Source organism: Bradyrhizobium tropiciagri (assembly GCF_018130505.1).
Taxonomy (GTDB): Bacteria; Pseudomonadota; Alphaproteobacteria; order Rhizobiales; family Xanthobacteraceae; genus Bradyrhizobium; species Bradyrhizobium tropiciagri_B.
Window position 1 is genome coordinate 648,661 of the sequence record NZ_JAFCKH010000001.1, and the last position, 25,230, is coordinate 673,890.

Here is a 25,230-nt window from a genome sequence, read left to right on the forward strand (position 1 = left end):
GTGCGACGAAACGATCGCCCGCGCGATGGATGCGGGCGATCGATTGCGAAGATCGAAAGGCGGCTCAGGCTTGCTGACGCGTATCGACCTGCTGCGGCCTGACATCTGCCGGGACCGCCGGCGTGGCGCGTGAACGGAAATAATCCAGCACGAAGAGACGGATCGCGGAGGAAAGATTGCCCTGCTGGCGATTGTTGTCGATCTCGCCCACCAGCTCCGACAGCGTCATGTTTCGCAGGCCGGAGATTTCCTTCATGCCGTTCCAGAACGCCTCTTCGAGGCTGACGCTGGTCTTGTGGCCGGCGACCACGATCGAACGTTTGACGACGGGAGATTTCATGATGCGTCACCGCCGTCGATGCGGTGCCCCTCGATCAAACGCGCACTCCGCTCGGCGACAAACTCGTCGCGTGCACGTTCGGATTTTGTGCGACCAAATAGCGCACGGTTGTTATCAGCTTGCTTGGCTGCTTGTTCGCGCTCAGTGCGCTTCTTGAATCGTTTCAAGTTGACTATATCGCCCATGCTCGTCCTCATCGCCCCCCAACCCGACTTGGTGATGCGGCGTGACGAAAGCAAGAGTGGCCGCGCAGCGCGCCTGGCTCGGTGTTCATCCGGAATCCCCGTTTGATGCTTCGGTGGTAGCATCAAAAAGTTGGTTTCGCTCTGCGAAAACGAGACGTCTGCCTGCTCTACCATGCGGCAGTGCAGAGCTGATAGCTGACCGGCCTTAGCCTTTAGGCGTTATGATCGATAATTATATCACGCGCGTTGACCGTAATTGTCCGGACTTTCTTCGCTCGCAGCCGGCTCGCTCATCCGGGATGTGTCATTTTGTCCGGCTGCACGAGCCGATCGAATTCGTCCGCAGATACAAAGCCTAGCCGTAGGGCTTCTTCTTTCAGCGTCGTTCCATTCGCATGCGCGGCCTTCGCGACCTTGGCCGCGTTGTCGTAGCCGATCTTCGGTGCGAGCGCCGTCACCAGCATCAGCGAGCGCTGCATCAGCTCGCCGATGCGCTTTTCATCTGCGCGTATGCCGACAACGCAATGCTCGGTAAATGAGCGGACAACGTCGGACATCAGCTGAATGGAATTTATCATACAATATGCCAAAACCGGCTTGTACACGTTGAGCTCGAAATGGCCCTGGCTGCCGGCGACCGTGATCGCGGTCTGATTGCCGAATACCTGGCAGCAAACCATGGTCACCGCCTCGCACTGCGTCGGATTGACCTTGCCTGGCATGATCGAGGAGCCCGGCTCGTTTTCGGGCAGGATCAGTTCGCCGAGACCCGAGCGCGGACCGGATCCGAGGAGGCGGATGTCGTTGGCGATCTTGAACAGCCCGGTCGCCACCGAGTTGATCGCGCCGTGCACGAGCACATAGGCGTCGTTCGAAGCCAGCGCCTCGAACTTGTTCGGCGCGGTGATGAACGGCAGCTTCGTGATCTTGGCAACGTGCCTCGCAAATGTCTTCGCGAATCTCGGCTTCGAGTTGAGGCCGGTGCCGACCGCGGTGCCGCCCTGCGCCAGCGGATACAGATCCTTCACCGCGACGCGGAGCCGCGCGATGCCGCTCTCGATCTGCGCGGCATAGCCGGAGAACTCCTGGCCGAGCGTCATCGGCGTCGCGTCCTGGGTGTGCGTACGTCCGATCTTGACGATCTTCGCGAACGCCTTCTCCTTCTTGCGCAGCTCGCGATGCAGCTCGGTGAGCGCCGGGATCAGGTCGGTGACGATCCGGCTCGCCGCGGCGATGTGCATCGCGGTCGGGAACGAGTCGTTCGACGACTGGCTCATGTTGACGTGGTCGTTGGGATGGATCGGCTTCTTGGCGCCGAGCTCGCCGCCGAGCATCTGGTTGGCGCGGTTGGCGATCACCTCGTTGACGTTCATGTTGGTCTGGGTGCCCGAGCCGGTCTGCCAGACCACCAGCGGGAAGTGCTCGTCGAGCTTGCCTTCGATCACTTCCTTGGCCGCGCGCACGATCGCGCCGGCGCGGCGCGCATCGAGCTGGCCGAGCTCACGGTTGGTCTCGGCGGCCGCGAGCTTGACGATGCCGAGCGCGTGGATGATCGCGATCGGCATCCGGTCGTGGCCGATCTTGAAGTTCTGCCGCGAGCGTTCGGTCTGTGCGCCCCAGTAGCGATCGGCCGGGACGTCGATCGGGCCGAAGCTGTCGGTTTCGCTGCGGGTGGTCGCCTTGGATGATTTCGGTGCTCGGGCCATGAATACTTCCGTTGCTTGTCGAGACGCGTGATCCGGCGTTGCGCGGGTGAATCGCGGGCGCCGAAGTCACGCTCATGCAGAACATGGTGCGGGACGACTGTGCGTCATCCCGCATGTCCAACATCCTACAGGGTGGGGGAGCCGTGCGTGCCTGGATTATTTCTTGGATTATTTCTTGCGGAAGCGATCCAGCCGCACCACTTCGGCACCTTCGCTGGGCTTGGCGGGCTCTTCGTCGGCTTCGGCCGCTGCGGTCTCGGTTGGCTTGGTCTCGGCCGTAGCCCGGGCCGGCGCCGCGGGCAGGGCGCTGGCCGGCGCTGCCGCCGGGGTTTTGGCCGGAGCCGCTTCGGCCACCGCATCGGACGCATCGAACTGCAGGTCGAACGGCGCCGACGGATCGAGGAAGCGCGTCACCGCGGCGAAGGGCACGATGAGCCGCTCGGGAATACCGCCGAACGACAGGCCGACCTCGAACCGTTCTTCCGTCACCACCAGATCCCAGAACTGGTGTTGCAGGATGATCGTCATCTCCTCGGGGTATTGCGCAAGCAGCCGCGGCGACAGCTTCACGCCTTCACCGTTCGACAGGAAGGTGATGTAGAAGTGATGCTCACCCGGCAGGCCGTGTTCGGCGGCATCCGCCAGCACCCGGCGCAGCACCCCGCGCAGCGCATCCCGCGCCAGCACGTCATATCGGATGTGATCAGTCGCCATGGTGATCCTGTCGCTTGCAAAATAACGGTCGAACGCGTCGGGCGCCGCCGGATCCGTCCGACTCGCCCTTTTGGGGGCCATGCTACCCTGCCGGAAGCCGGAAATCAGCAGGGACGGCGAGCTGTGGCGGAGGAAGTGCCCGGTCTGAAAATGAAGTGGAGGCTTCTGTTGCCAGGTGCCTCCGAACCCCGCCTAGCGGAGCTTAACCCGCTAGGACTTTAAGATGGTCTTTCAAACTGCGTTACGCAGCCTGAGCAACCGGAGCAAAGTTGTCGTTGGCAACTATTGCAATGGCCCGATGTCGGCGGAACCATACCGAGAAAAAACGCGCCCTTTACGCCCTCGTCGATCCTATTTCGCCCCCGCCAAAAGCCACCCTGCAATGGCGATGGACTTTGGTGGAGGCGCCGGGTACCGCCCCCGGGTCCGAATGGTTTATTGCGACGGTCATTTATTTCCATAGCCGGCGAACCGGCATCCCCAATATAGGCGGCTGGCCCGAAGAAAAACAGAGCCGATTCAGAGCACTTCAGGGCTCTTTCAGGTGGGAAAACACATCTATTTGGGTTGGCCTGCGCGGTGCCGCCGTCTAGATTTCGCGCCATGCCTCCGGAATCCTCGCCGGTTGCCGCTCCGGCGCCGAACGCCCCCGCTTCATCTCCGCCCAACCAGCCCGGCCTGCTCGAGCTGTTCCTTGCCTTTGCCAAGATGTCGCTGGCCGGCTTCGGCGGGGTCCTGGTCTGGGCCCGGCGCGGCATAGTCGAAAAGCACCGCTGGATGACCGCCGAGGAGTTCAACGAGACCTTCGCGCTGTGCCATTTCCTGCCAGGTCCGAACATCGTCAACCTGTCGGTCGTGTTCGGCGCGCGCTTCCGCGGCATCGCCGGCGGGTTTGCCGCCTTCGCCGGCCTGGTCGGCCCGCCGATGCTGATCGCTACCGTGCTGGCCGCGCTCTACGCGCATTACGGCGATATTCCCGCGCTGCGCCGCACGCTCGCCGGCGTTGCCTGCGCCGCCGTCGGGCTTTTGATCGCGGTCGTCTTCAAGATGATGATGCCGCTGATCAAGCGGCGTGACGTCACCGGCCTCGTCATCCTGGTCGCGGTGTTCGCCGCGATCGGACTGGTGCGATGGCCGCTCCAGATCGTGCTGCTGGTCGCCATCCCGGTCAGCCTCGCGATCACGATCCTGGCGCGCCGCAGGGCAAAGGCATGAGCACGAATTCCGACTCGATCGGGGAACTTGTCGTAACCTTCGGCCTGATGTCGCTGTTTGCGGTCGGCGGTGCCAATTCGGCGATTCCCGAGATGCACCGCGCCGCGGTCGAGGTGCATCACTGGATGACCGACAAGCAGTTCGCCGACGTGTTCGCGATCTCGCAGCTGTCGCCCGGACCGAACGTGCTGATCGTGACGCTGATCGGCTACTCGGTCGCCGGGATCGGGGGCGCATTGGCGGCGACGGTTGCGATGTGCGGCCCGACCGCGCTGCTTGCCTATTATGTGAGCCGTTTCCTCGAGCGTTCGCGCCATGCGCGCTGGCCGGCGATCGTTCAGGCCGCGCTGGTGCCGCTGTCGATCGGCCTGATGGCCGCCAGCGGACTGATCCTGGCGCAGACATCAGACCAAAGTTGGATCGCGGCGCTCATCACCATCGGTGCAGCCGTGCTGGCCTTTGCGACGCGCCTCAATCCGTTCTGGATGTTGCTTGCCGGCGGCATTTTGGGTTTTGCTGGCGTTGTCTGACGAAAATCGCTAGCAAGGCGTCGGGGTCCAGCACCACAAGTCAGTCCAATCAGAACGGGCGGGAAAAACGCCGCCAGGGGGAGTGAAACCATGAGTGATACGCCGAGCGAGGCGCCGGTCAGGTCGATACTGCCAAAATGGATACGCGGACCGCAGGATTTCATCGGCGGGCTGGCCATGATGGCGGTTGCCCTGTTCGCCTTGTGGGCGTCCAGCGACCTGCAGGGCATGCACGGATTTTCGTTCGGCGCCGGAACCGCGCCGCGGATGTTCGCCGTGCTGCTGCTGCTGCTCGGCGCCGGCGTCGCTTTGGTCGGGGTCCTGCAAGATGGTCCGCACCTGTCGCATTATTCCTGGCGTGGCCCGTTGTTCGTCTCGGCGTCGATCGTGTTCTTCGCATTGGCGATCCGGCCGCTCGGCCTCGTCGTCTCGGCTTTCGCAAGCTTCCTGATCGCGGCAATGGGCTCGAATGAGACGAAATGGCTCGAAGCCGTCGTCGTCGGCGCCTGCCTGACGGCGGGCTGCGCCATCCTGTTTCCTTACATCCTGGGACTTCCGATGCCGATGTTCCCGCGTTTCCTGATCCAGTGAGGGCGTGATGGAGATCTTTGCCAATCTCGCCCACGGTTTCGCGGTCGCATTCTCGCCGATCAACCTCTTGATGTGCCTGATCGGCGCGCTGGTGGGCACGCTGGTCGGCGTGCTGCCGGGCATCGGCACCATCGCCACCGTCGCGATGCTGCTGCCGATCACCTTCGGCCTGCCGCCGGTCGGCGCGCTGATCATGCTCGCCGGCATCTATTACGGCGCGCAGTATGGCGGCTCGACCACCTCGATCCTGGTCAATATTCCCGGCGAGGCGACATCGGTGGTCACCGCGCTCGACGGCCACCAGATGGCCAAGCAGGGCCGTGCCGGTCCGGCGCTGGCGATCGCCGCGATCGGCTCGTTCTTCGCCGGCTGCGTCGCCACGGTGCTGATCGCGGTGCTCGGCGCGCCGCTGACCAAGCTCGCGCTGGCGTTCGGCCCGGCCGAATATTTCTCGCTGATGGTGCTCGGCCTGATCTTCGCGGTGGTGCTCGCCAAGGGCTCGGTGCTGAAGGCGATCGCGATGATCGTGTTCGGCCTGCTGCTGTCGATGGTGGGCTCCGACATCGAGACCGGCGCCTCGCGCATGGCCTTCAACATCCCCGAGCTCGCCGACGGCCTCGGCTTTGCCACGGTGGCGATGGGCGTGTTCGGCTTTGCGGAGATCATTCGCAACCTCGACCACGGTGCGGAGCTCAATCGCGATCTGGTGCAGCAGAAGATCACCGGGCTGATGCCGACCAGGAAGGACCTGGTCGACTCCACCCCTGCGATCCTGCGCGGCACCGTGCTCGGATCGATCCTCGGCATCCTGCCGGGCGGCGGCGCCGTGATCGCCTCGTTCGCGGCCTACACGCTCGAGAAGAAGATCGCGAAGAACCCCTCGCGGTTCGGTCGCGGTGCGATCGAGGGCGTGGCGGCGCCGGAAAGCGCCAACAACGCCGCGGCACAGACCTCGTTCATCCCGCTGCTCACGCTCGGCATCCCGCCGAACGCGGTGATGGCGCTGATGGTCGGCGCGATGACCATCCATGGCATCGTGCCGGGCCCGCAGGTGATGCAGAAGCAGCCCGACCTCGTCTGGGGCATGATCGCCTCGATGTGGATCGGCAATCTGATGCTGATCATCATCAACCTGCCGCTGGTCGGCATCTGGGTCCGCCTGCTGCGTGTGCCGTACCGGTTGATGTTCCCCTCGATCGTGATCTTCTGCGCGATCGGCATCTACTCGGTGAACAACGCGCCGGTCGACGTCGTCCTTGCCGGCGTGTTCGGCCTGGTCGGTTACTGGCTGATCAAGCACGACTTCGAACCCGCGCCGCTGCTGCTCGGCATGGTGCTGGGACCGTTGATGGAGGAGAACCTGCGCCGTGCGCTCTTGATCTCGCGCGGCGACTGGAGCGTGTTCGTTTCGCGGCCGCTGTCGGCGGTGCTGCTGGCGATTGCGGCCGGCCTCTTGGTGCTCGCGGTGCTGCCGGCACTGCGCGCCAAGCGCGACGAGGTGTTCACGGAATCGGAGAACTGAGCGCGCGCCGGCCCTGCGTCGGCGCGCCGCAGGCGGAAGTCGAGTAGACTAAAGAGACAGCCCCGTGAAACAAACGATGCCGGCCATTTGGCCGGCATTTTTGTTGGCTGGACTTCCGGAGGGGATCTGAGATGACTTCCATTCGCTCGCTCGCGGGCGCATGCCTTGCTGCGCTCGCCTCATTGTGCGCGGTTGCGGCGCCGGCATCGGCGCAGAATTATCCGACGCGCAACATCACCATGATCGTGCCGTTCGCGGCCGGCGGACCGACCGATGTGATCTCGCGCATCGTCACCGCGCACATGGCGCAGACGCTGGGCCAGAGCATCATCATCGAGAACGTCGTCGGCGCCGGCGGCACCACCGGCTCCACGCGGGCCGCGCGCGCTGCCAATGACGGCTATACGTTGATTACCGGGCATATGGGCACGCACGCCGCTTCGGTGCCGCTCTATCCGAAGCTCGCCTATCATCCGGAAAAGGATTTCGAGCCCGTCGCGCTGCTCGCCGGCACGCCGATCCTGATCCTCGCCCGCAAGGACTTTCCGCCGAAGGACCTCAAGGAATTCATCGCCTATGTGAAGGCCAACGCCGAGAAGGTGAACGCCGCACATGCCGGCATCGGCTCGGTGTCGCACGCTTCCTGCGAACTGCTCAACGCGATCCTCCAGGTCAAGCCGGTCGGCGTGCCCTTCAACGGCACCGGCCCGGCGATGAACGCGCTGGTCGCCGGCCAGGTCGACTACATGTGTGACCAGATCGTCAACGCGGTGCCGCAGATCAACGCCGGCACCATCAAGGCCTATGCGATCGCGACGCCCGAGCGCAATCCGTCGCTGCCCGACGTGCCGACCACCACGGAAGCCGGCCTGCCGGCGTTCCAGGCCCAGGCCTGGAATGCGATCTTCGCGCCGAAGGGAACCTCGCCGGCGATCATCGCCACACTGAACGCGGCGGCGGTCAAGGCGCTCGACGACCCGAATGTCCGCAAGCGCCTGCTCGAACTCGGCAGCGTGATCCCGGCGGCCGCCGATCGCACGCCGGAGGCCCTCGCGACCCTCGTCAAGAACGAGATCGCGAAGTGGACGCCGGTGCTCAAGCCGGCAACTTAAGCCAGCGCAATCAAGCGGATAGGACAGGGGCGGAACGCGAGTTCCGCCTCTTGTCGTTTGCCGGAAGCGTGGTCATTTTTCAGGGTATAATCGGTGTATCCGGCCGAATCGGCGTGTCGATCCACGGCCCCGGCCGCTACATTCGCCGCTCCCTTGAAGACCTGAAGCGCACGCATGAACCAGTATCACGACCTGCTCGAACGCATCCTCGCCGACGGTGCCGAGAAGCACGACCGCACCGGCACCGGCACGCTGTCGATCTTCGGCCATCAGATGCGCTTCAATCTGTCGGCCGGCTTCCCGATGCTGACCACCAAGCGGCTGCCGCTGAAGGCGATCGTGCATGAGCTGCTCTGGTTTCTCGCCGGCGATACCAACATCAAATATCTCAACGAAAACGGCGTCACGATCTGGGACGAATGGGCCGATGCCAATGGCGATCTCGGCCCGGTTTACGGGTCGCAATGGCGCTCGTGGCCGGCGCCCGACGGCCGCAGCATCGACCAGATCGCTGGTGTGATCGAGATGATCAAGCGCAATCCGGATTCGCGGCGGCTGATCGTCAGCGCCTGGAATCCGGCCGAGGTCGACAAGATGGCGCTGCCGCCGTGCCATTGCCTGTTCCAGTTCTATGTCGCGAACGGCAAACTGTCGTGCCAGCTCTATCAGCGCTCCGGCGACGTCTTCCTCGGCGTGCCCTTCAACATCGCCTCCTATGCCCTGCTGACGATGATGGTCGCGCAGGTCACCGGCCTGAAGCCCGGCGACTTCGTGCATTCGCTCGGCGATGCGCATCTCTACTCGAACCATCTCGAGCAGGCACGCCTGCAACTGACGCGGCCGACCCGGCCGCTGCCGACCATGACGATCAATCCCGACGTGAAGGACATCTTCGCGTTCCGCTACGAGGACTTCAAACTCGAAGGCTACGACCCGCATCCACACATCAAGGCTGAAGTCGCGGTGTGAGGGATTGATGTCTCTCGCCATCCGCCGCGCGCGTCCCGACGAGGCGGGACTGGTGCTCTCGCTGGTCCGCGAACTCGCCGCCTACGAGAAGCTGCTGCACGAGGTTCACGCCAGCGAGGCCGACATTGCCGAAGCCTTGTTCGGCGCCAACCCGCGGCTCTATTGCGACATCGCGGAATGGAACGGCGAGCCCGCGGGCTTCGCGGTATGGTTCGTCAACTTCTCCACCTTCGCCGGCCGCCACGGCATCTACCTTGAAGACCTGTTCGTGCGTCCGGCGCTGCGCGGCAACGGCATCGGCAAGGCGTTGCTGGTGCACCTTGCGAAGGAATGCCGCGCGCAGGGTTTTGCGCGCCTGCAATGGGCGGTGCTCGACTGGAATGCGCCGTCGATCGCCTTCTACAAGTCGCTTGGCGCCGAGCTGATGGATGAATGGACGCTTTGCCGCGTCTCCGGCGAGGCGCTCGCGGCGCTGGCGGAAGGAGCGCGCTGATGGAGATCGTGCTCGTCGTCGCAGTTGCCGAGAACGGCGTGATCGGGCGCGACAACGCCATTCCTTGGCGGCTGAAATCCGACATGCAGCGCCTCAAGGCGATCACCATGAACAAGCCGGTGGTGATGGGGCGCAAGACCTTTGAATCGCTGCGCCGGCCGCTGGTAGGCCGCACCAACATCGTGTTGACGCGCGATCCGGCCTACCGGGCAGGCGGCGCTGTCGTCACGACGTCGTTCGAGCATGCTCGTGCGATCGCGCTCGGCGATGCGCTGCGGCGTTTCGCCACTGAGATTGCCGTGATCGGCGGCGCGGAAATCTACGCGCGGTGGATGGGCCTCGCCGACCGCCTTGAAATCACCGAGGTCCATGCCCGGCCGGAAGGCGATACACGGTTTGATGCAATCGACGCCGCCGACTGGGAAGAGGTCGCTCGCGTGCGGAATCCGGCGGGCGAGAACGACAGCACCGACTTCTCCTATGTGACATATCGTCGGCGCCGCCGCGGTTAACCAATGTTTGCATTGACAATTATGCCCCGGCGCATAGCTCGTCACGCCATGAAGCTTGCGTTGTAAGGGCCGGGACGGTCCCCTATAACCGGGCCGGACATCCGAGCTTTCGACCGTTCCGGTCGCGGGCTTGCCGAGGAGAGATTGAATGCCGTGGAAAAATCAAGGCGGTGGCCCCTGGGGCTCAGGTCCGAAGGGACCATGGGGCTCGGGTCCGCAATCGGTCGGGCCGAGGCCGCCGGACCTTGAGGACCTGCTGCGCCGCGGCCAGGACCGCCTGCAGCAATGGCTGCCCGGCGGTCATTTCAGCGGCATGGGCATCGCGCTGGTGGTGGTCGCCGCGCTGGCGATCTGGTTCGCCACCGGCATCTTCCGCGTGCAGTCGGAAGAGCTCGGCGTGGTGCTGCGCTTCGGCAAGTATGTGCGCGATGCCCAGCCGGGTCTCCGCTATCACCTGCCGTATCCGATCGAGACCGTGCTGCTGCCGAAGGCGCTGCGCGTGAACACGATCTCGATCGGGATGACCTTGATCGACGATCCGGCCCGGCGCGGCCGCACCATGCGCGACGTGCCGGAGGAGAGCCTGATGCTGACCGGCGACGAGAACATCGTCGACGTCGACTTCACCGTGTTGTGGCGCATCAAGCCGGGCGGCGCCGGCGCGTTCCTGTTCAACATCCAGAATCCCGAAGGCACCGTGAAGGCGGTGGCCGAGAGCGCGATGCGCGAGGTGATCGGCCGCTCCCAGATCCAGCCGATCCTGACCGGCGCGCGCACCACCACCGAGCAGAGCGTCCAGGAACTGATGCAGAAGACGCTCGACACCTACGGTGCCGGCATCCAGATCACGCAGGTGCAGATGCAGAAGGTCGATCCGCCGGCGCAGGTGATCGACGCCTTCCGCGACGTGCAGGCTGCGCGCGCCGACTTCGAGCGGCTGCAGAACGAGGCGCAGACCTACGCCAACAGCGTGGTGCCTGAAGCGCGCGGCCGTGCCGCGCAGATCCTGCAGGACGCCGAAGGCTACAAGGAGCAGGCGGTCGCCGAGGCCAAGGGCCAGAGCGCACGCTTCCTCAAGGTCTATGAAGAGTACAAGAAGGCACCCGACGTGACGCGCGAGCGGATTTATCTGGAAACCATGGAACGCGTGCTCGGCGGCTCCGAGAAGCTGGTCTATGACGGCGGCCAGGGCCAGAACATCGTGCCCTATCTTCCGCTGGGTGAGCTGACGCCGCGGCGTCCGCCTGCAGCGCCGGCCACCGCCGGTCAGCAGCAGCAGGGAGGAGCCACGCGATGAGGTCGCCTGCCGCGGGCATTGTCGCCCTCATCGTTCTCTTCGTCGTGGCCATCATCGCCTACAGCTCGATGTTCACCGTGCAGCAGACCGAACAGGCCCTCGTGGTCCGGTTCGGCAAGCCGGTCGACGTCGTCACCGAGCCGGGCCTGAACTTCAAGGTGCCGTTCACCGACAGCGTCATCTCGATCGACAAGCGCATCCTCGACCTGGAAAACCCGTCGCAGGAAGTGATCGCGTCGGACCAGAAGCGGCTCGTCGTCGACGCCTTCGCCCGCTATCGGATCAAGGACGCGTTGCGCTTCTACACCAGCGTCGGCTCGATCCAGGCCGCCAATTTGCAGCTGACCACGCTGTTGAACGCGGCGCTGCGCCGCGTGCTCGGCGAGGTCAACTTCATCGCGGTGGTGCGTGACGAGCGTGAGCGGCTGATGTCGCGGATCCGCGAGCAGCTCGACAAGGAAGCCGACGGCTACGGCATCCAGGTGGTCGACGTCAGGATCCGCCGCGCCGATCTGCCCGAGCAGAACAGCCAGGCGGTCTATGAGCGGATGAAGACCGAGCGTCAGCGCGAGGCCGCCGAATTCCGCGCTCAGGGCCGCCAGAAGGCACAGGAGATCCGTTCCAAGGCCGATCGCGAATCCACCGTGATCATTGCCGACGCCAGGTCGACGGCCGAGCAGACCCGCGGCGCCGGCGATGCCGAGCGCAACCGCCTGTTCGCCGAAGCCTACAGCAAGGATCAGGACTTCTTTGCGTTCTATCGCTCGATGTCGGCCTATGAGAACGGCCTGCGCTCCAACGACACGCGTTTCCTGCTGCGGCCGGATTCGGAGTTCTTCAAATACTTCGGCAGTGCCAGCGGCAAGCCGGCGGCGGCAGCCGCCGCGCCGAAGCAGTAACGTTGCGAGGGAGCGGCGGCGGACAGCGCCGCCGCTCCTGACAAGTCATAACCAAGAACCATGCAGTGGGAGGTTGCCGTTCGATGAGGTCAATAGCGTTCGGCGACTTCCTCATCGGACTGGGAATCCTGTTCGTGCTTGAAGGCATCCTGTTCGCGGCAAGCCCGGCATGGATGCGGCGGGCGATGAAGAGCGCGCTGGAGACACCCGACAACATCCTGCGCATCGTCGGCATCGGTTCGGCCGTCGCCGGGCTGATCCTGATCTGGTTCGTGCGACGCTGATCATTGCTTGTTCCGGCGCGCAGTGCGGCCGGAATGAACATAATCGTGAGCCTTTTGCGGCCGGTTTTTCGCCGAAATGCCCGGTTGAGATGCTTGCGCCGCACGCCCGTTCGGGCGCACTCTGTGACCAACGAATTTGACCCGTTTGCCTGGAGAGATTCCGACATGACCGCTGCCAGACCAGCCCTGAGCCGCCGCCTCCGCCTGATGGGAGCGGCGATCTCGATCGGTGCTGCGAGCATGCTGAGTTCCGTGCCGGCCTCCGCGCGCGGTCCCGAGGGGATCGCCGATACGGCCGAGAAGGTGATTGATGCGGTCGTCAACATCTCGACCTCGCAGACCATCGAAGCCAAGGGCGGCGCCACCATGCCGCAACTGCCGCCGGGCTCGCCGTTCGAGGAGTTTTTCGACGACTTCTTCAAGAACCGCCGCGGACCAGGCGGCAAGGGCGGTGAAAAGGGTGGCGACAAGAGCGGCGAGTTCCAGCCGCGCAAGACCAACTCGCTCGGCTCCGGCTTCATCATCGACACCGCGGGCATCGTGGTCACCAACAACCACGTGATCGCCGATGCCGACGAGATCAACGTCATCATGAACGACGGCACCAAGGTGAAGGCTGAGCTGGTCGGCGTCGACAAGAAGACCGACCTTGCGGTGCTCAAGTTCAAGCCGCCGAAGCCGCTCACCGCTGTGAAGTTCGGCGATAGCGACAAGCTGCGTCTCGGGGAATGGGTGATCGCGATCGGCAACCCGTTCAGCCTCGGCGGCAGCGTCACGGCGGGCATCGTCTCGGCCAAGAACCGCGACATCAGCCAGGGCCCATATGACAGCTACATCCAGACCGACGCCTCGATCAATCGCGGCAATTCCGGCGGTCCGCTGTTCAACCTCGACGGCGAAGTGGTCGGCGTCAACACGCTGATCATCTCGCCGACCGGCGGTTCGATCGGCCTCGGCTTCGCGGTGCCGTCGAAGACGGTGGCGGGTGTGGTCGATCAGCTGCAGAAATTCGGCGAGCTCCGCCGCGGCTGGCTCGGGGTGCGCATCCAGCAGGTCACCGACGAGATCGCCGACAGCCTCAACATCAAGCCGGCGCGCGGTGCGCTGGTCGCCGGCGTCGACGATAAGGGCCCGGCAAAGCCGGCTGGCATCGAGCCGGGCGACGTCGTGGTGAAATTCGACGGCAAGGACGTCAAGGATCCGAAGGATCTGTCGCGCATCGTCGCCGACACCGCGGTCGGCAAGGAGGTCGACGTCGTCGTGATCCGCAAAGGCAATGAGGAGACCCGCAAGGTCACGCTCGGCCGCCTCGAGGACAACGACAAGGTTCAGCTCGCCAATGCCAAGCCGAAGGACGACACCGCCGAGAAGCCGGTGACGCAGAAGGCGCTCGGCCTCGACCTTGCATCGCTGAGCAAGGACCTGCGCACCAAGTACAAGATCAAGGACAGCGTGAAGGGCGTGATCGTCACCGGCGTCGACGGCAACTCCGATGCCGCCGAGAAGCGCCTGTCGGCCGGCGACGTCATCGTCGAGGTGGCGCAGGAGGCAGTGTCCAGCGCCGCCGACATCAAGAAGCGCGTCGACCAGCTCAAGAAGGACGGCAAGAAGTCGGTGCTGCTGCTGGTCTCCAACGGCGAGGGCGAGCTGCGGTTCGTGGCGCTGGGCGTGCAGTAAGCGCTGAGCGCGCACTAGAGAAGCACTTGTCATTGCCGGGCTTGACCCGGCAATCCATCATCTCACAAGGATTCTTCGAATTGGATGGATGCCCGGGTCAAGCCCGGCCATGACGGTCTCGCAAGAGGCCTACCCCTCCACGAACTCATCCCGCCGATAGCCCTGCATGTACAGCAGCGCGGTGAGATCGCCGTGGTCGATCCGGCCGGCCGCGGCCGCCGCGACCGCCGGCTTGGCGTGGTAGGCGACCCCGAGCCCGGCGGCCTCGATCATGCCGAGATCGTTGGCGCCGTCGCCGACCACCATCGTGTCGATGTCGTCGAGGTCGAAGGATTCCGTCAGCTCGACCAGGGTGGCGAGCTTGGTGGCGCGGCCGAGGATCGGCTCGACCACCTCGCCGGTGAGCTTGCCGTCTTCGACCTGCAGCTGGTTGGCGCGGTTCTCCTGGAAGCCGATCTTTTGCGCCACCACATTGGTGAACAGCGTGAAGCCGCCCGAGATCAGGCAGGTATAGGCGCCGTGTGCGCGCATGGTCATCACAAGCGCGCGGCCACCCGGCGTCGGCGTGATGCGCTTTTCGAGCACCTCGTCGACCACGCTGACCGGCAGCCCCTTGAGCAGCGCCACGCGCTCGCGCAGCGCCGGCTCGAACGCGATCTCGCCGCGCATGGCGCGCTCGGTGATGGCGGCAACATGAGCCTTCAGCCCGGCGAAATCGGCGAGCTCGTCGATGCACTCCTGGCCGATCATGGTGGAATCCATGTCGGCCAGAAAAAGCTTCTTGCGCCGGGCGATCCGAGGCTGCACGACAATGTCGATCGGCAGGTCGGCGCGCGCCTCGCGCAGGCGGGTCTCGATCGCCTTGATGTCGTCGCGGCTGGTTACGTCGCTCTCGAAGGGAATGTCGACCGCGACTTCGTTGAACAGCCACTGCGCCTGATGGGGCGAGGGCAGCACGGCCCGTGCGCCATCGACGATGGTGGAGTCGAGCGCGGGGCTCGCGGGATTGCAGATGAGTGTGGCGACGAGGGACATGCAGGCGGGTTCGGGATTGGTTGACAAGGCCGTGCTTATCGCAGGGCCGACCGCCAGCGGCAAGTCGGCGCTGGCGGCTGAACTCGCGCAACGGACCGGCGGGGTCGTGATCAACACCGACTCCATGCAGGTCTATCGTGATCTGCGGATCATCACGGCGCGGCCGACCTCTGCCGAGGAGGCGCTGGTTCCGCACCGGCTCTATGGCCATGTCGATGCCGCCGTGAATTTCTCCGCCGGCGCCTGGGTCAGCGATGCTGCCACGGTGCTTGCTGAGGCGCGCACGCAAGGTCGGCTGCCGATCTTCATCGGCGGCTCCGGCCTCTACTTCAAGGCGCTGACGCGCGGGCTCTCGGCGGTGCCGCCGATCCCCCTCGACGTACGCGAGGCCGTGCGCGCGCGGCTGGAGCTTGACGGCGTCGAGGCGCTGCATGCCGAACTGGCGCGGCGCGATCCGGTCTCCGCCGATCGCCTGAAGCCGCGTGATCGCACCCGTATCGCCCGCGCGCTCGAAGTGGTCGAGGCGACCGGGCGGACGCTGCCGGACTGGCATCGCGAGGGCCTGCCGCCGCTGCTGCCGCCGGGAGAATTTTCCGCGGTCTTCCTCGCGCCGGAGCGGGATCAGTTGTACGCGCGGATCGATGCGCGGTTCGGCGCGATGCTCGAAGCCGGCGCGCTCGACGAGGTCGCGGCGCTGGCGGCGCGCAAGCTCGACCCGCTGCTGCCGGCCATGAAGGCCCATGGCGTGCCGGCGCTGATCCGGCATCTTGCCGGGGAGATCAGCCGCGAGGATGCCGCCGAGATCGGCCGGGCCGACACACGGCACTATGCCAAGCGCCAGTTCACCTGGTTTCGCCACCAGTTGCCGGAATTCGACTGGGTGGCGCCGGACGCAGCGCAGGAATGGCTGAAAGCCCGGCTCCCGTAGCCCGGATGCAGCGAAGCGCAATCCGGGGCCGGTGTTCCCGGAGAGCGTGATCCCGGATTACGCTGCGCTGCATCCGGGCTACGGGACCCTTGTCCGGGCCCCGGGGCACCCCTGCGCCCGTCTGCCATGCGTGTTTCGTCGCGCGAAAACGCTCGCCGAATGCCCGGAACCCCGTTAGACTACGGAAATCGCGAAAGTCTCTGCCTTGCCTTGACATTCGGGCTTTGGCCGCTATGTTCGCGCAACCTTTGGGAAGACTGGGTCGCATCGTGCGCAATATTATTACCAAACTCCTTATCGCCGTCGTACCCAGGCACACCGCCGGGGATGGCTAGCGGCCATCCAAATTCAGGCGGTGTGCATGGGGCCTCTAGGGCCCTTTTTTATTTCTCGAAGCAGAACTGAAGAAAGCCGCGCAAAACCAAGCGCATCCGGAGCAAGCCATGACCGACAAGAGCCACGACCCCAATCAGATGACCGGCGCCGCGATGATCGTGCGCGCGCTCATCGACCACGGCGTCGAGCATCTGTTCGGCTATCCCGGCGGTGCGGTGCTTCCGATTTACGACGAGATTTTCCAGCAGAGCGAGGTCGAGCACATCCTGGTGCGCCATGAACAGGGCGCCGGCCACGCCGCGGAAGGGTATGCGCGCTCGACCGGCAAGCCCGGCGTGGTGCTGGTGACTTCGGGCCCAGGCGCCACCAACATGGTGACGCCGCTGACCGACGCGCTGATGGACTCGATCCCGCTGGTCTGCATCACCGGCCAGGTGCCGACCCACCTGATCGGCAACGATGCCTTCCAGGAATGCGACACGGTCGGCATCACGCGGCCCTGCACCAAGCACAACTGGCTGGTGCGCAGCGTCGACGATCTCGCCAAGGTGCTGCACGAGGCGTTCTACGTTGCCACCACCGGCCGGCCCGGTCCGGTCGTGGTCGACGTGCCGAAGGACGTGCAGTTCGCGACCGGCACCTATCATCCGCCGAGCAAATCGGACGTGCACGTCTCCTACACGCCGCGCGTCAAGGGCGACGAGAACCAGATCCGCAAGGCGGTGGCGATGCTGGCGCATGCCAAGCGTCCGATCATCTACACCGGCGGCGGTGTGATCAATTCCGGCCCGGAAGCCTCGACGCTGCTGCGCCAGCTGGTGGAGGCGACCGGCTTCCCGATCACCTCGACCCTGATGGGGCTCGGCGCCTATCCGGCCTCGGGACCGAACTGGCTCGGTATGCTCGGCATGCACGGCACCTACGAGGCCAACATGGCGATGCATGATTGCGACGTCATGCTGTGCGTCGGCGCGCGCTTCGACGACCGCATCACCGGCCGCACCGATGCGTTCTCGCCGGGCTCGAAGAAGATCCACATCGACATCGACCCGTCCTCGATCAACAAGAACATCCGCGTCGACGTGCCGATCATCGGCGACGCCGGCAACGTGCTCGGCGATCTCCTGCACACGTTCAAGGCGGAGGCGCGGAAGCCCGACATCAAGGCGTGGTGGCAGCAGATCGCGCAATGGCGCGCGCGCAACTCGCTGTCCTACCGCAAGAACAACGATATCATCCTGCCGCAATATGCGATCCAGCGGCTGTTCGAGCTGACCCGGGGCAAGGACACCTACATCACGACCGAAGTCGGCCAGCACCAGATGTGGGCCGCGCAGTTCTACGGGTTCGAGGAGCCGCATCGCTGGATGACTTCCGGCGGTCTCGGCACCATGGGCTACGGCCTGCCGGCCGCGGTCGGCGTGCAGGTCGCGCATCGCGACAGCCTGGTGATCGACATCGCCGGCGACGCCTCGGTGCAGATGACGATCCAGGAGATGTCGACGGCGGTGCAGTACGAGCTGCCGATCAAGATATTCATCCTGAACAACCAGTACATGGGCATGGTGCGGCAGTGGCAGCAGCTGTTGCACGGCAACCGCCTGTCGCATTCCTACACCGAGGCGCTGCCTGACTTCGTCAAGCTCGCCGAGGCCTATGGTTGCGTCGGCCTGCAGGCGGTCAAGCCCGCCGATCTCGACGGCGCGATCAAGGAGATGATCGCGATCAAGCGCCCGGTGCTGTTCGACTGCCGCGTCGCGGCGCTGGAGAACTGCTTCCCGATGATCCCGTCGGGCAAGGCGCACAACGAGATGCTGCTGCCGGAAGAGGCGACCGATGCGGCAACCGCAAGCGCCTTCGCCGGCGGCAAGGCGCTGGTGTGAGGTGAACGCCGATGTTTGACCTCAACGAGCTCGAACGCGCGCACGGCATCGTCGGCACCGCCGTGCCGCCGACGCCGGCGCATGCCTGGCCGCTCTTGGCCGAGCGGCTCGGTGCATCCGTCGTGGTCAAGCACGAGAACCACACGCCGATCGGCGCCTTCAAGGTGCGCGGCGGTCTCGTCTATCTCGCGCGGCTGAAGCGCGAGCGGCCCGATGTACCCGGCATCATCTCGGCGACCCGCGGTAATCACGGCCAGAGCCTCGCCTTTGCCGCAGGCCGGCACGGCGTGCCGGCGGTGATCTACGTGCCGCGGGGCAACTCGGTAGAGAAGAACCGCGCGATGCGCGCGTTCGGCGCTGAACTGGTCGAGCATGGCGAGGACTTTCAGGCCGCGCGGGAAGAGGCCGAGCGCCGCGCCCAGTTCGCCGGCCTGCACATGGTGCCGTCGTTCCACCCGGACCTGGTGCTCGGTGTTGCGACCTACGCGCTCGAGCTGTTCCGGACTGCGCCCGACCTCGACATTCTCTATGTGCCGATCGGGCAGGGCTCCGGCATCTGCGGCTGCATCATGGCGCGCGACCTGCTCGGATTGAAGACCGAGATCGTCGGCGTGCAATCGACCGAGGCGCCTTCCTACGCGCTGTCGTTCGCGGCTGGTGCGATCGTGACCACTGCGACCAGCAACACCCGCGCCGACGGCATGGCGACGCGCATTCCGGATGCGGACGCGCTTGCCCTGATCCGCAAGGGCGCATCGCGCATCGTGCAGGTTACCGACGATGAGGTCGCTCACGCGATCCGCGCCTACTGGACCGATACGCACAACCTCGCCGAAGGCGCCGGCGCCGCGCCGCTCGCCGCCGCGCTGCAGGAAAAGGGCAGGCTCTCCGGCAAGCGGGTCGGCCTGATCCTGAGCGGCGGCAATATCGATTTCGATCTGTTCCGGTCCTGGATCGGGACGGACACCGCGCCGGCCGCGCAGCGCGCGGTGGCGTGAGAAGAATGTAAGGGGACGACCATGAACCAGCCCGCATCCGCCTACTTCCTCGAAGAGCGCCACGATCCCAACGAGACGCACACGCTGTCGGTGCTCGTGCAGAACGAGCCCGGCGTGCTCGCCCGCGTGATCGGACTGTTCTCCGGCCGCGGCTACAACATCGACAGTCTCACCGTCTCGGAGACCGAGAGTCAGAAACACCTCTCGCGGATCACCATCGTCACCACCGGCACGCCGATGGTGATCCAGCAGATCAAGCATCAGCTCGACCGCATGGTCCCGGTCTACCGCGTCGTCGACATGACCTTGACCGGCAACTCGGTCGAACGCGAGCTCGCGATGGTCAAGGTGCGCGGCACCGGCGACCACCGCGTCGAGGCGCTGCGGCTCGCGGACGCGTTCCGCGCCCGGGTGATCGACGCCACCACGGAGAGCTTTGTGTTCGAGATCACAGGGAATTCGTCCAAGATCAATCAGTTCATCGACCTGATGCGCCCGCTGGGCCTGGTCGAGGTGTCACGAACCGGGGTGGCCGCGATCACGCGTGGGCCGGAAGGGATGTGAGTCATGTTGGCGCGCGACTGGTACTACACGCAACGGCGGCGGGTCGGGCTCGATACCGCGGTCGCCTCGATCTACGATAATCGCGAGGACAATGATGCCCGCGCCCGCCAGGCGCTGACGATGCTCGGCGTCAAGCCGGGCTGGCGCGTCGCCGACATCGGCTGCGGCAACGGCGTGCTGGCGACCGAGGCGGCGCTGATGGGCGCCGAGGTCGACGCCATCGACATCTCGCCGGCGATGCTCGGGCTCGCCGAGATCTATGCCCGCGACCGCAAGGCGCGGATCCGCACCCAACCGGCCGGGCTGCTGTCCTTTGCCTACCAGCCCAATTCCTACGACCTGATCGTAAGCGAGTTCACGTTGCATCATCTGCCCGACTTCTGGAAGGCGGTGGCGCTGTCGCGGATCTTCAATGCTCTCAAGCCCGGCGCCAACTTCTATCTGCGCGACATGGTGTTCGTCAGCATGCCCGACGGCGTCGATCGCGATGTCGAGGGCTGGGCCGACTTCTCGATCAAGAACCACGATTTCGAGCGCGAAAGCGTGATGAACCACATGCGCGACGAGTACTCGACCTTCGGCTGGGTGATGGAGCGCATGCTGACCGAGACCGGCTTCACCCTGGTCTCGGCCGATTATCACGCGCCGCTGCACGGCACCTATCTGTTGCGCAAACCGAAGCCCGACGAGCAGATCTAGACACCACCGAAGCCAGAACCGAAATCAAAGAAGAACAACAATGAAGCCGGCCGATGTTGGCATCGCCGTCATGGTCGCGGTGATCTGGGGGCTCGCGTTCGTCGCAAGCCGGATCGCGCTCGACGAACTGCCGCCGGAACTGATGACCGCGCTGCGCTTCGGCATCGCGGCGCTGCCGTGCCTGTTCCTGCGCAAGCCGAAGCAGGTGTCGTGGCCGCTGCTGATCGGCATCAGCTTCACGCTGTTCCTCGGCCAGTTCCTGGCGCAGTCGATCGCGATCGCCCATGGTGTGCCGGTCGGGCTCACCAGCGTGATCGTGCAGAGCCAGGCGCTGTTCACCATCGGTTTTGCTGCGCTCGTGTTCGGCGAACGACCGTCGCGGATGCAAACCGTCGGCATCGCTGTTGCCGCAGTCGGCCTTTTGATGATCTGCGGCACCGTCGGCTACGACTTCAGCGTCACCGCCTTCGCCATCCTGATGATCTCGCCGGTCTCGTTCGCGGTCGGAAACCTGTTGCTACGGCCGGCGCAGGACGCGCGGATGTTCGACCTGTTCGCCTGGCTGTGCCTCTGCGCGGCAGTGCCGCTGTTTGCCCTGTCGTTCGTCACGCTGGGGGCGAAGCCGCTGTGGCAGGCGCTGTGGCATCTGTCGCCCGTCGGCATTGTCGCCATGCTGTGCATCGGCGCCATCTCGACCAGCATCGCCTACTGGCTGTGGGGCCGTCTGCTGCGGGATTATCCCGCCGCGCAGGTGGTGCCGTTCGCGCTGCTGGTGCCGTTCGTGGGATCGGCAGCCTCGAGCATCGTGTTCGGCGAGAAATTCGGGCCCCTGCGGCTGGCCGGCATGATCACCGTGATCGCCGGCATCGCCGTGATGCTGCTGTCGAAGCGGCCCAAAGTCCTGCCGAAGGTCGCGTGAGGGCACCATGTCCGGTTCGCTGCTGTTCGCCTTTGTCGTGTTCTCCGTCGTGATGTTCTTCACGCCGGGCCCCAACAACATCATGCTGCTGTCCTCGGGGCTGACTTACGGCTTCCGCCGCACGCTGCCGCATATCGCCGGCATCACAGTCGGGTTCGCCTTCATGGTCGGTGCGGTCGGTGTCGGGCTGGGGGCGATCTTCATCGCCTACCCGGTGCTGCAGACCATCCTGAAATATGGCGGCGTGGTCTATCTGGTCTACCTCGCCGCTGTCATCGCCATGGCCGCGCCGCCCTCGGCGGACAAGGATGCCAGGACGGGCCGCGGGCCGATGACGTTCTGGGGCGCGGCCATGTTCCAGTGGATCAACGCCAAGGGCTGGGTGATGGTGATCGGCACCATCACGGCCTATGCGGCGATCGCCGCCTTTCCCTGGAACATCGCGATCCAGGTCGGCCTCAGCCTGATGCTGGGCACGGTGTCCTGCACCGTCTGGGCGCTGTTCGGCACCGCGCTGCGGCCGGTCCTGACCTCGCCCCTCGCGATCCGGATCTTCAACGTGGCGATGGCCGTCCTGCTGCTGGCCTCGCTCTACCCGGTCTTCATGGACGCATGATGCCGCACCGCGCCATGCGAGATGGGGGTTTCCCCTGACGGGGAAAATGCTCTAGACAACGCCGGAAATTCGCGGGCGGCCGGCGGTTCTGTCCTTCCGAAAGCCTGATCCATCGGCCGATGTTCGGCCCCCTTCAAACGAGGAAACCACGATGCGAGTTTATTACGATCGCGATGCCGACCTGAACCTGATCAAGGGCAAGAAGGTCGCCATCGTCGGCTATGGCAGCCAGGGTCACGCCCATGCGCTCAACCTGAAGGATTCGGGCGTCAAGGAAGTGGCGATCGCGCTGCGCAAGGGTTCGGCCTCGGCCAAGAAGGCCGAGAACGCCGGCTTCAAGGTGATGGAAGTCGCCGAGGCGGCAAAGTGGGCCGACTTCGTGATGATGCTGACCCCCGACGAGCTGCAGGGCGACATCTATCGCGAGCACCTGCACGACAACATGAAGAAGGGTGCGGCGCTGGTGTTCGCCCACGGCCTCAACGTGCACTTCAACCTGCTCGATCCGCGCGCCGACCTCGACGTGCTGATGATCGCGCCGAAGGGCCCCGGCCACACCGTGCGCTCGGAGTATCAGCGCGGCGGCGGCGTGCCCTGCCTGATCGCGATCGCCAAGGATTCGTCCGGCAACGCGCATGACCTCGGCCTGTCCTACGCTTCGGCGATCGGCGGCGGCCGTGCCGGCATCATCGAGACCACCTTCAAGGAAGAATGCGAGACCGACCTGTTCGGCGAGCAGGTGGTGCTCTGCGGCGGCCTGGTCGAGCTGATCAAGGGCGGCTACGAGACCCTGGTCGAGGCCGGCTACGCGCCGGAGATGGCCTATTTCGAGTGCCTGCACGAAGTGAAGCTGATCGTCGACCTGATCTATGAAGGCGGCATCGCCAACATGAACTACTCGATCTCCAACACCGCCGAATACGGCGAGTATGTCACCGGCCCGCGCATCGTCACCGACGAGACCAAGAAGGAGATGAAGCGGGTGCTGAACGACATCCAGTCCGGCAAGTTCGCCCGCGACTGGATGCTCGAGAACAAGGTCAACCAGACCTCGTTCAAGGCGACCCGCGCCAAGCTCGCCGCGCATCCGATCGAGCAGGTCGGCGAGAAGCTGCGCGACATGATGCCCTGGATCAAGAAGGGCGCCCTGGTCGACAAGAGCAAGAACTAAGCCGCGATCCACATTTGGAGCATCGAGGTCGCGTGGATGCGATCTCGATGCTGAGGAACGGAGCTAACCGGTAAGACCCGGCTTATCGGCCGCCTCGGCGTCGAGGCGGCCGATAAAATCCGCAGTCTTCACCGGCGCGCTATCGGATACCTGCCGCGTTGAAGCCAGCCTCGACAGCCGCGACGCGAGCGTCAATCTGATCTTGTGGCAGGGTCCGGAACAGCGACCGCGTGGCCAGGACGACACCACGGCGGCTGTCTGAAAAGGTCGATTGTCGCGAGAGCTGCTGTGTAAGCGCGATATAGAAAATGGCCGCGAGTTCGCTCGGCTTGAAGAGGAACCCGTCGCCATCCTTTGCCGTCATCACCTTGAAGGCTGCGAAATTGTGAATTCCGCTGTTGGTGTGCACGCCGCCGGAATCCCCCTGCTCGGTAAGAGGCAGGACGACGAAATTGCTCATCAACTTGGGCTGCCCGAACCGGGTTGGATCTTCCATGTCGCGCAGCGCCTCGAGCCCGCTGGATATCCCGTCACCGATCAACCAGTTCCATTTCTCCATATCCGGCTCGCCGACATTGGAAATGATGATGCCGAATATGTCGGAATAGGATTCATTCAGTGCGCCGGTCTCGCCCAGATAAACCAGACGTGCTGTGTCGCCCGTGACGCCGTGAAACAATTCGTGCGCCACGACGTCGAGTGCCGCCGAAAGCGATCGTAGCTTGCCGTCGAACTTGGCCTGACCGTAGACCATTTGGGTGCCATCCCAAAACGCGTTCAGCCAGATCTTGCTGCCCGCAGGCGGCTGCTCGAACCTTTTGACAACGCAATTGACGGTCGAGATCATGCGCCCGCCCATGTTGTCGATATTGTTGCGTTTGAGCACGTCGCGCAAAAATTTGGCGACGATCGTTGCGTTGCAGTGCGCGCTGACTGCAGCGCTGGAGAACGGATGCGCCACCAGGTTACCCGGCAGATCCGCTCGTTCCGGGTCGCCGAAGCTGAAATCGTAGGTCTCTATGTTGAGGGTATCGTCGCGCATCACCTTCTTGCTGCCCTCGCGCACGATGCCAAAGGTCTGGTCGTTGCCGAGTTCGTCCATCCCGTTGCTGGTTTCGGTCGGCGTGCGCGGCAATTCCGCCACCAGCGCGCCAGTCAGCGCGTCGACGACATAGTCATAGATCAAGGGCATGTCGCGTCCGGGCGTTTTCGACTTCTTTCGGCTCCGAACGTCTTCAACCACATAGGCAAGGTGCCATTTGCCCTTCTGGTCGTAATAGAGGTTCAGCACGGGCGTGCGTTCCGGCAGTTCGCGGCCGTAGCCGGCCTCGGCCGCAATCTTCTTCAGTGCATCTTGCGGAGAAATCTTCGCGACGTAGGATTTGACGTCCGGCTCCGCGAGGTTCGAATTGAGCGACACCATCTCGTTCTTGTCACCGAGTTCGACGCTGACGAGGGAGCCATAAACCGGAATGCCTTTCACTTGCTGGCGAAATTTGACGATGCTGGTTCCCGTCAGTGGCACCGTTTCGACGCCGAGGCTCTTGAAGCTGCTCTCGGTGCCATCGACCACCGGCGCCGTCAGCGACGGCATCGCCTTGCTTGCCAGCGCGTGATCGAGAATCCGTTTGGCGGCGCTTTCCGGATCGACATTTTCGGGTTGGTTTACTGCGAGCGAGAATGTGGAAGTCGCGGGGCGCTCCGACCTGAGCGCTTCGAAGGTACGCCGGCCATCTTGTTCGGTCACGTGCATTGCCAGGGACTTGAAGCCGCTCGCTCTGTATGCCGCGGCCGTGCCGGCGCGCTTTTTCTTCGCTGCTTTTTTCGTCGTCCTCTTTGCCTTGGCTGCTTTCGTTGATCTAGCCATAATTGCCTCCTCAACAAATACAACTATAAAATGTAGATATAGCTGGCTTCGGTCGGAAACTCCAGATAGTGTAGGGGCCAGTGGCGGCGCGCGTGTGCGGCATTTCACACCGGTCAAATTTGTTGCCGGTTCGCGGCCCATGCCGAGCTCGCCCAGCACCCGATCGAG

26 protein-coding genes and 1 other RNA gene are annotated in these 25,230 nt (G+C 64.5%); 20 read left to right on the forward strand and 7 right to left on the reverse strand.

Annotated elements, in window-relative coordinates:
* Nucleotides 1–64: 64 nt before the first annotated feature.
* From JQ633_RS02915 to ssrA, 5 genes are all read right to left on the reverse strand, one after another.
* Complete coding sequence (locus tag JQ633_RS02915; protein ID WP_016841077.1) at nt 65–340, reverse strand: ribbon-helix-helix domain-containing protein; 276 nt, start codon at nt 338–340, stop codon at nt 65–67.
* A complete protein-coding gene (locus JQ633_RS02920) occupies nt 337–525 on the reverse strand; it encodes a DUF4169 family protein (RefSeq protein ID WP_211982127.1) in 189 nt (62 codons plus the stop codon). Before JQ633_RS02920 ends, JQ633_RS02915 begins: the two co-directional genes overlap by 4 nt.
* Nucleotides 526–815: 290 nt before the next feature.
* Entirely contained in the window at nt 816–2,231 is a 1,416-nt protein-coding gene (gene fumC / locus JQ633_RS02925; RefSeq protein WP_211982135.1) for a class II fumarate hydratase, read from the reverse strand.
* 168 nt (nt 2,232–2,399) lie between these two features.
* Nucleotides 2,400–2,945: an SspB family protein gene (locus tag JQ633_RS02930; protein ID WP_211982768.1), complete on the reverse strand. Its 546-nt coding sequence runs from the start codon at nt 2,943–2,945 to the stop codon at nt 2,400–2,402.
* Between the two features lie 154 nt (nt 2,946–3,099).
* Nucleotides 3,100–3,460, reverse strand: a transfer-messenger RNA (tmRNA) gene (gene ssrA, locus JQ633_RS02935).
* Nucleotides 3,461–3,548: 88 nt separating this feature from the next.
* Between ssrA and JQ633_RS02940 the strand changes: the two genes are divergently transcribed.
* From JQ633_RS02940 to JQ633_RS02995, 12 genes are all read left to right on the forward strand, one after another.
* Nucleotides 3,549–4,160, forward strand: a complete 612-nt coding sequence (locus JQ633_RS02940) for a chromate transporter (RefSeq protein ID WP_211982137.1) — start codon at nt 3,549–3,551, stop codon at nt 4,158–4,160.
* Entirely contained in the window at nt 4,157–4,690 is a 534-nt protein-coding gene (locus tag JQ633_RS02945) for a chromate transporter (RefSeq protein WP_211982139.1), read from the forward strand. Before JQ633_RS02940 ends, JQ633_RS02945 begins: the two co-directional genes overlap by 4 nt.
* A 90-nt stretch (nt 4,691–4,780) precedes the next feature.
* Complete coding sequence (locus JQ633_RS02950; RefSeq protein ID WP_211982140.1) at nt 4,781–5,281, forward strand: tripartite tricarboxylate transporter TctB family protein; 501 nt, start codon at nt 4,781–4,783, stop codon at nt 5,279–5,281.
* A 7-nt stretch (nt 5,282–5,288) separates the two neighbouring features.
* Nucleotides 5,289–6,803, forward strand: coding sequence for a tripartite tricarboxylate transporter permease (locus JQ633_RS02955; protein ID WP_211982142.1), 1,515 nt, complete (start codon nt 5,289–5,291; stop codon nt 6,801–6,803).
* Nucleotides 6,804–6,934: 131 nt separating this feature from the next.
* Nucleotides 6,935–7,915, forward strand: coding sequence for a tripartite tricarboxylate transporter substrate binding protein BugD (locus tag JQ633_RS02960; protein WP_211982144.1), 981 nt, complete (start codon nt 6,935–6,937; stop codon nt 7,913–7,915).
* A 174-nt stretch (nt 7,916–8,089) separates the two neighbouring features.
* The gene (locus JQ633_RS02965) at nt 8,090–8,884 is read left to right on the forward strand and encodes a thymidylate synthase (RefSeq protein WP_211982146.1); all 795 of its coding nucleotides are present in this window, start codon (nt 8,090–8,092) and stop codon (nt 8,882–8,884) included.
* Nucleotides 8,885–8,891: 7 nt separating this feature from the next.
* Complete coding sequence (locus tag JQ633_RS02970; RefSeq protein WP_211982148.1) at nt 8,892–9,377, forward strand: GNAT family N-acetyltransferase; 486 nt, start codon at nt 8,892–8,894, stop codon at nt 9,375–9,377.
* Nucleotides 9,377–9,889, forward strand: coding sequence for a dihydrofolate reductase (locus JQ633_RS02975; RefSeq protein WP_211982150.1), 513 nt, complete (start codon nt 9,377–9,379; stop codon nt 9,887–9,889). Before JQ633_RS02970 ends, JQ633_RS02975 begins: the two co-directional genes overlap by 1 nt.
* Nucleotides 9,890–10,037: 148 nt before the next feature.
* Complete coding sequence (gene hflK / locus JQ633_RS02980) at nt 10,038–11,186, forward strand: FtsH protease activity modulator HflK (RefSeq protein ID WP_211982158.1); 1,149 nt, start codon at nt 10,038–10,040, stop codon at nt 11,184–11,186.
* On the forward strand, nt 11,183–12,085 hold the full coding sequence (gene hflC, locus JQ633_RS02985) for a protease modulator HflC (protein WP_211982160.1): 903 nt from the start codon (nt 11,183–11,185) through the stop codon (nt 12,083–12,085). Before hflK ends, hflC begins: the two co-directional genes overlap by 4 nt.
* Before the next feature lie 83 nt (nt 12,086–12,168).
* Nucleotides 12,169–12,369, forward strand: coding sequence for a DUF2065 domain-containing protein (locus tag JQ633_RS02990; protein WP_211982162.1), 201 nt, complete (start codon nt 12,169–12,171; stop codon nt 12,367–12,369).
* A 165-nt stretch (nt 12,370–12,534) separates the two neighbouring features.
* Nucleotides 12,535–14,046 carry a Do family serine endopeptidase gene (locus JQ633_RS02995; RefSeq protein WP_211982170.1) on the forward strand — a complete coding sequence of 504 codons (1,512 nt, stop codon included), beginning with the start codon at nt 12,535–12,537 and terminating at the stop codon, nt 14,044–14,046.
* A gap of 129 nt (nt 14,047–14,175) precedes the next feature.
* Here the strand turns inward: JQ633_RS02995 and serB are convergent, their stop codons facing one another.
* Entirely contained in the window at nt 14,176–15,081 is a 906-nt protein-coding gene (gene serB, locus JQ633_RS03000; protein WP_211982172.1) for a phosphoserine phosphatase SerB, read from the reverse strand.
* Here serB and miaA point away from each other — a divergent pair.
* The 8 genes from miaA (at nt 15,059) to ilvC (ending at nt 23,195) form a co-directional block, all read left to right on the forward strand.
* Nucleotides 15,059–16,009, forward strand: coding sequence for a tRNA (adenosine(37)-N6)-dimethylallyltransferase MiaA (gene miaA / locus JQ633_RS03005; RefSeq protein WP_249158705.1), 951 nt, complete (start codon nt 15,059–15,061; stop codon nt 16,007–16,009). The genes serB and miaA overlap by 23 nt on opposite strands.
* A 443-nt stretch (nt 16,010–16,452) precedes the next feature.
* Nucleotides 16,453–18,228, forward strand: a complete 1,776-nt coding sequence (locus JQ633_RS03010) for an acetolactate synthase 3 large subunit (protein ID WP_211982174.1) — start codon at nt 16,453–16,455, stop codon at nt 18,226–18,228.
* Nucleotides 18,229–18,239: 11 nt separating this feature from the next.
* The gene (locus tag JQ633_RS03015; protein WP_211982175.1) at nt 18,240–19,226 is read left to right on the forward strand and encodes a threonine dehydratase; all 987 of its coding nucleotides are present in this window, start codon (nt 18,240–18,242) and stop codon (nt 19,224–19,226) included.
* 21 nt (nt 19,227–19,247) lie between these two features.
* Nucleotides 19,248–19,790: an acetolactate synthase small subunit gene (gene ilvN, locus JQ633_RS03020; protein ID WP_211982183.1), complete on the forward strand. Its 543-nt coding sequence runs from the start codon at nt 19,248–19,250 to the stop codon at nt 19,788–19,790.
* A gap of 3 nt (nt 19,791–19,793) precedes the next feature.
* The gene (locus JQ633_RS03025) at nt 19,794–20,489 is read left to right on the forward strand and encodes a class I SAM-dependent methyltransferase (protein ID WP_211982185.1); all 696 of its coding nucleotides are present in this window, start codon (nt 19,794–19,796) and stop codon (nt 20,487–20,489) included.
* A 40-nt stretch (nt 20,490–20,529) separates the two neighbouring features.
* A complete protein-coding gene (locus JQ633_RS03030) occupies nt 20,530–21,408 on the forward strand; it encodes an EamA family transporter (protein ID WP_211982193.1) in 879 nt (292 codons plus the stop codon).
* A gap of 7 nt (nt 21,409–21,415) precedes the next feature.
* Entirely contained in the window at nt 21,416–22,024 is a 609-nt protein-coding gene (locus JQ633_RS03035; RefSeq protein WP_211982195.1) for a LysE family translocator, read from the forward strand.
* A gap of 151 nt (nt 22,025–22,175) precedes the next feature.
* Entirely contained in the window at nt 22,176–23,195 is a 1,020-nt protein-coding gene (gene ilvC / locus JQ633_RS03040) for a ketol-acid reductoisomerase (protein WP_211982196.1), read from the forward strand.
* A 139-nt stretch (nt 23,196–23,334) separates the two neighbouring features.
* On the opposite strand, the gene JQ633_RS03045 is transcribed toward ilvC, so the two are convergent.
* Nucleotides 23,335–25,062, reverse strand: a complete 1,728-nt coding sequence (locus tag JQ633_RS03045; protein WP_211982203.1) for a M4 family metallopeptidase — start codon at nt 25,060–25,062, stop codon at nt 23,335–23,337.
* Nucleotides 25,063–25,230: the final 168 nt, after the last annotated feature.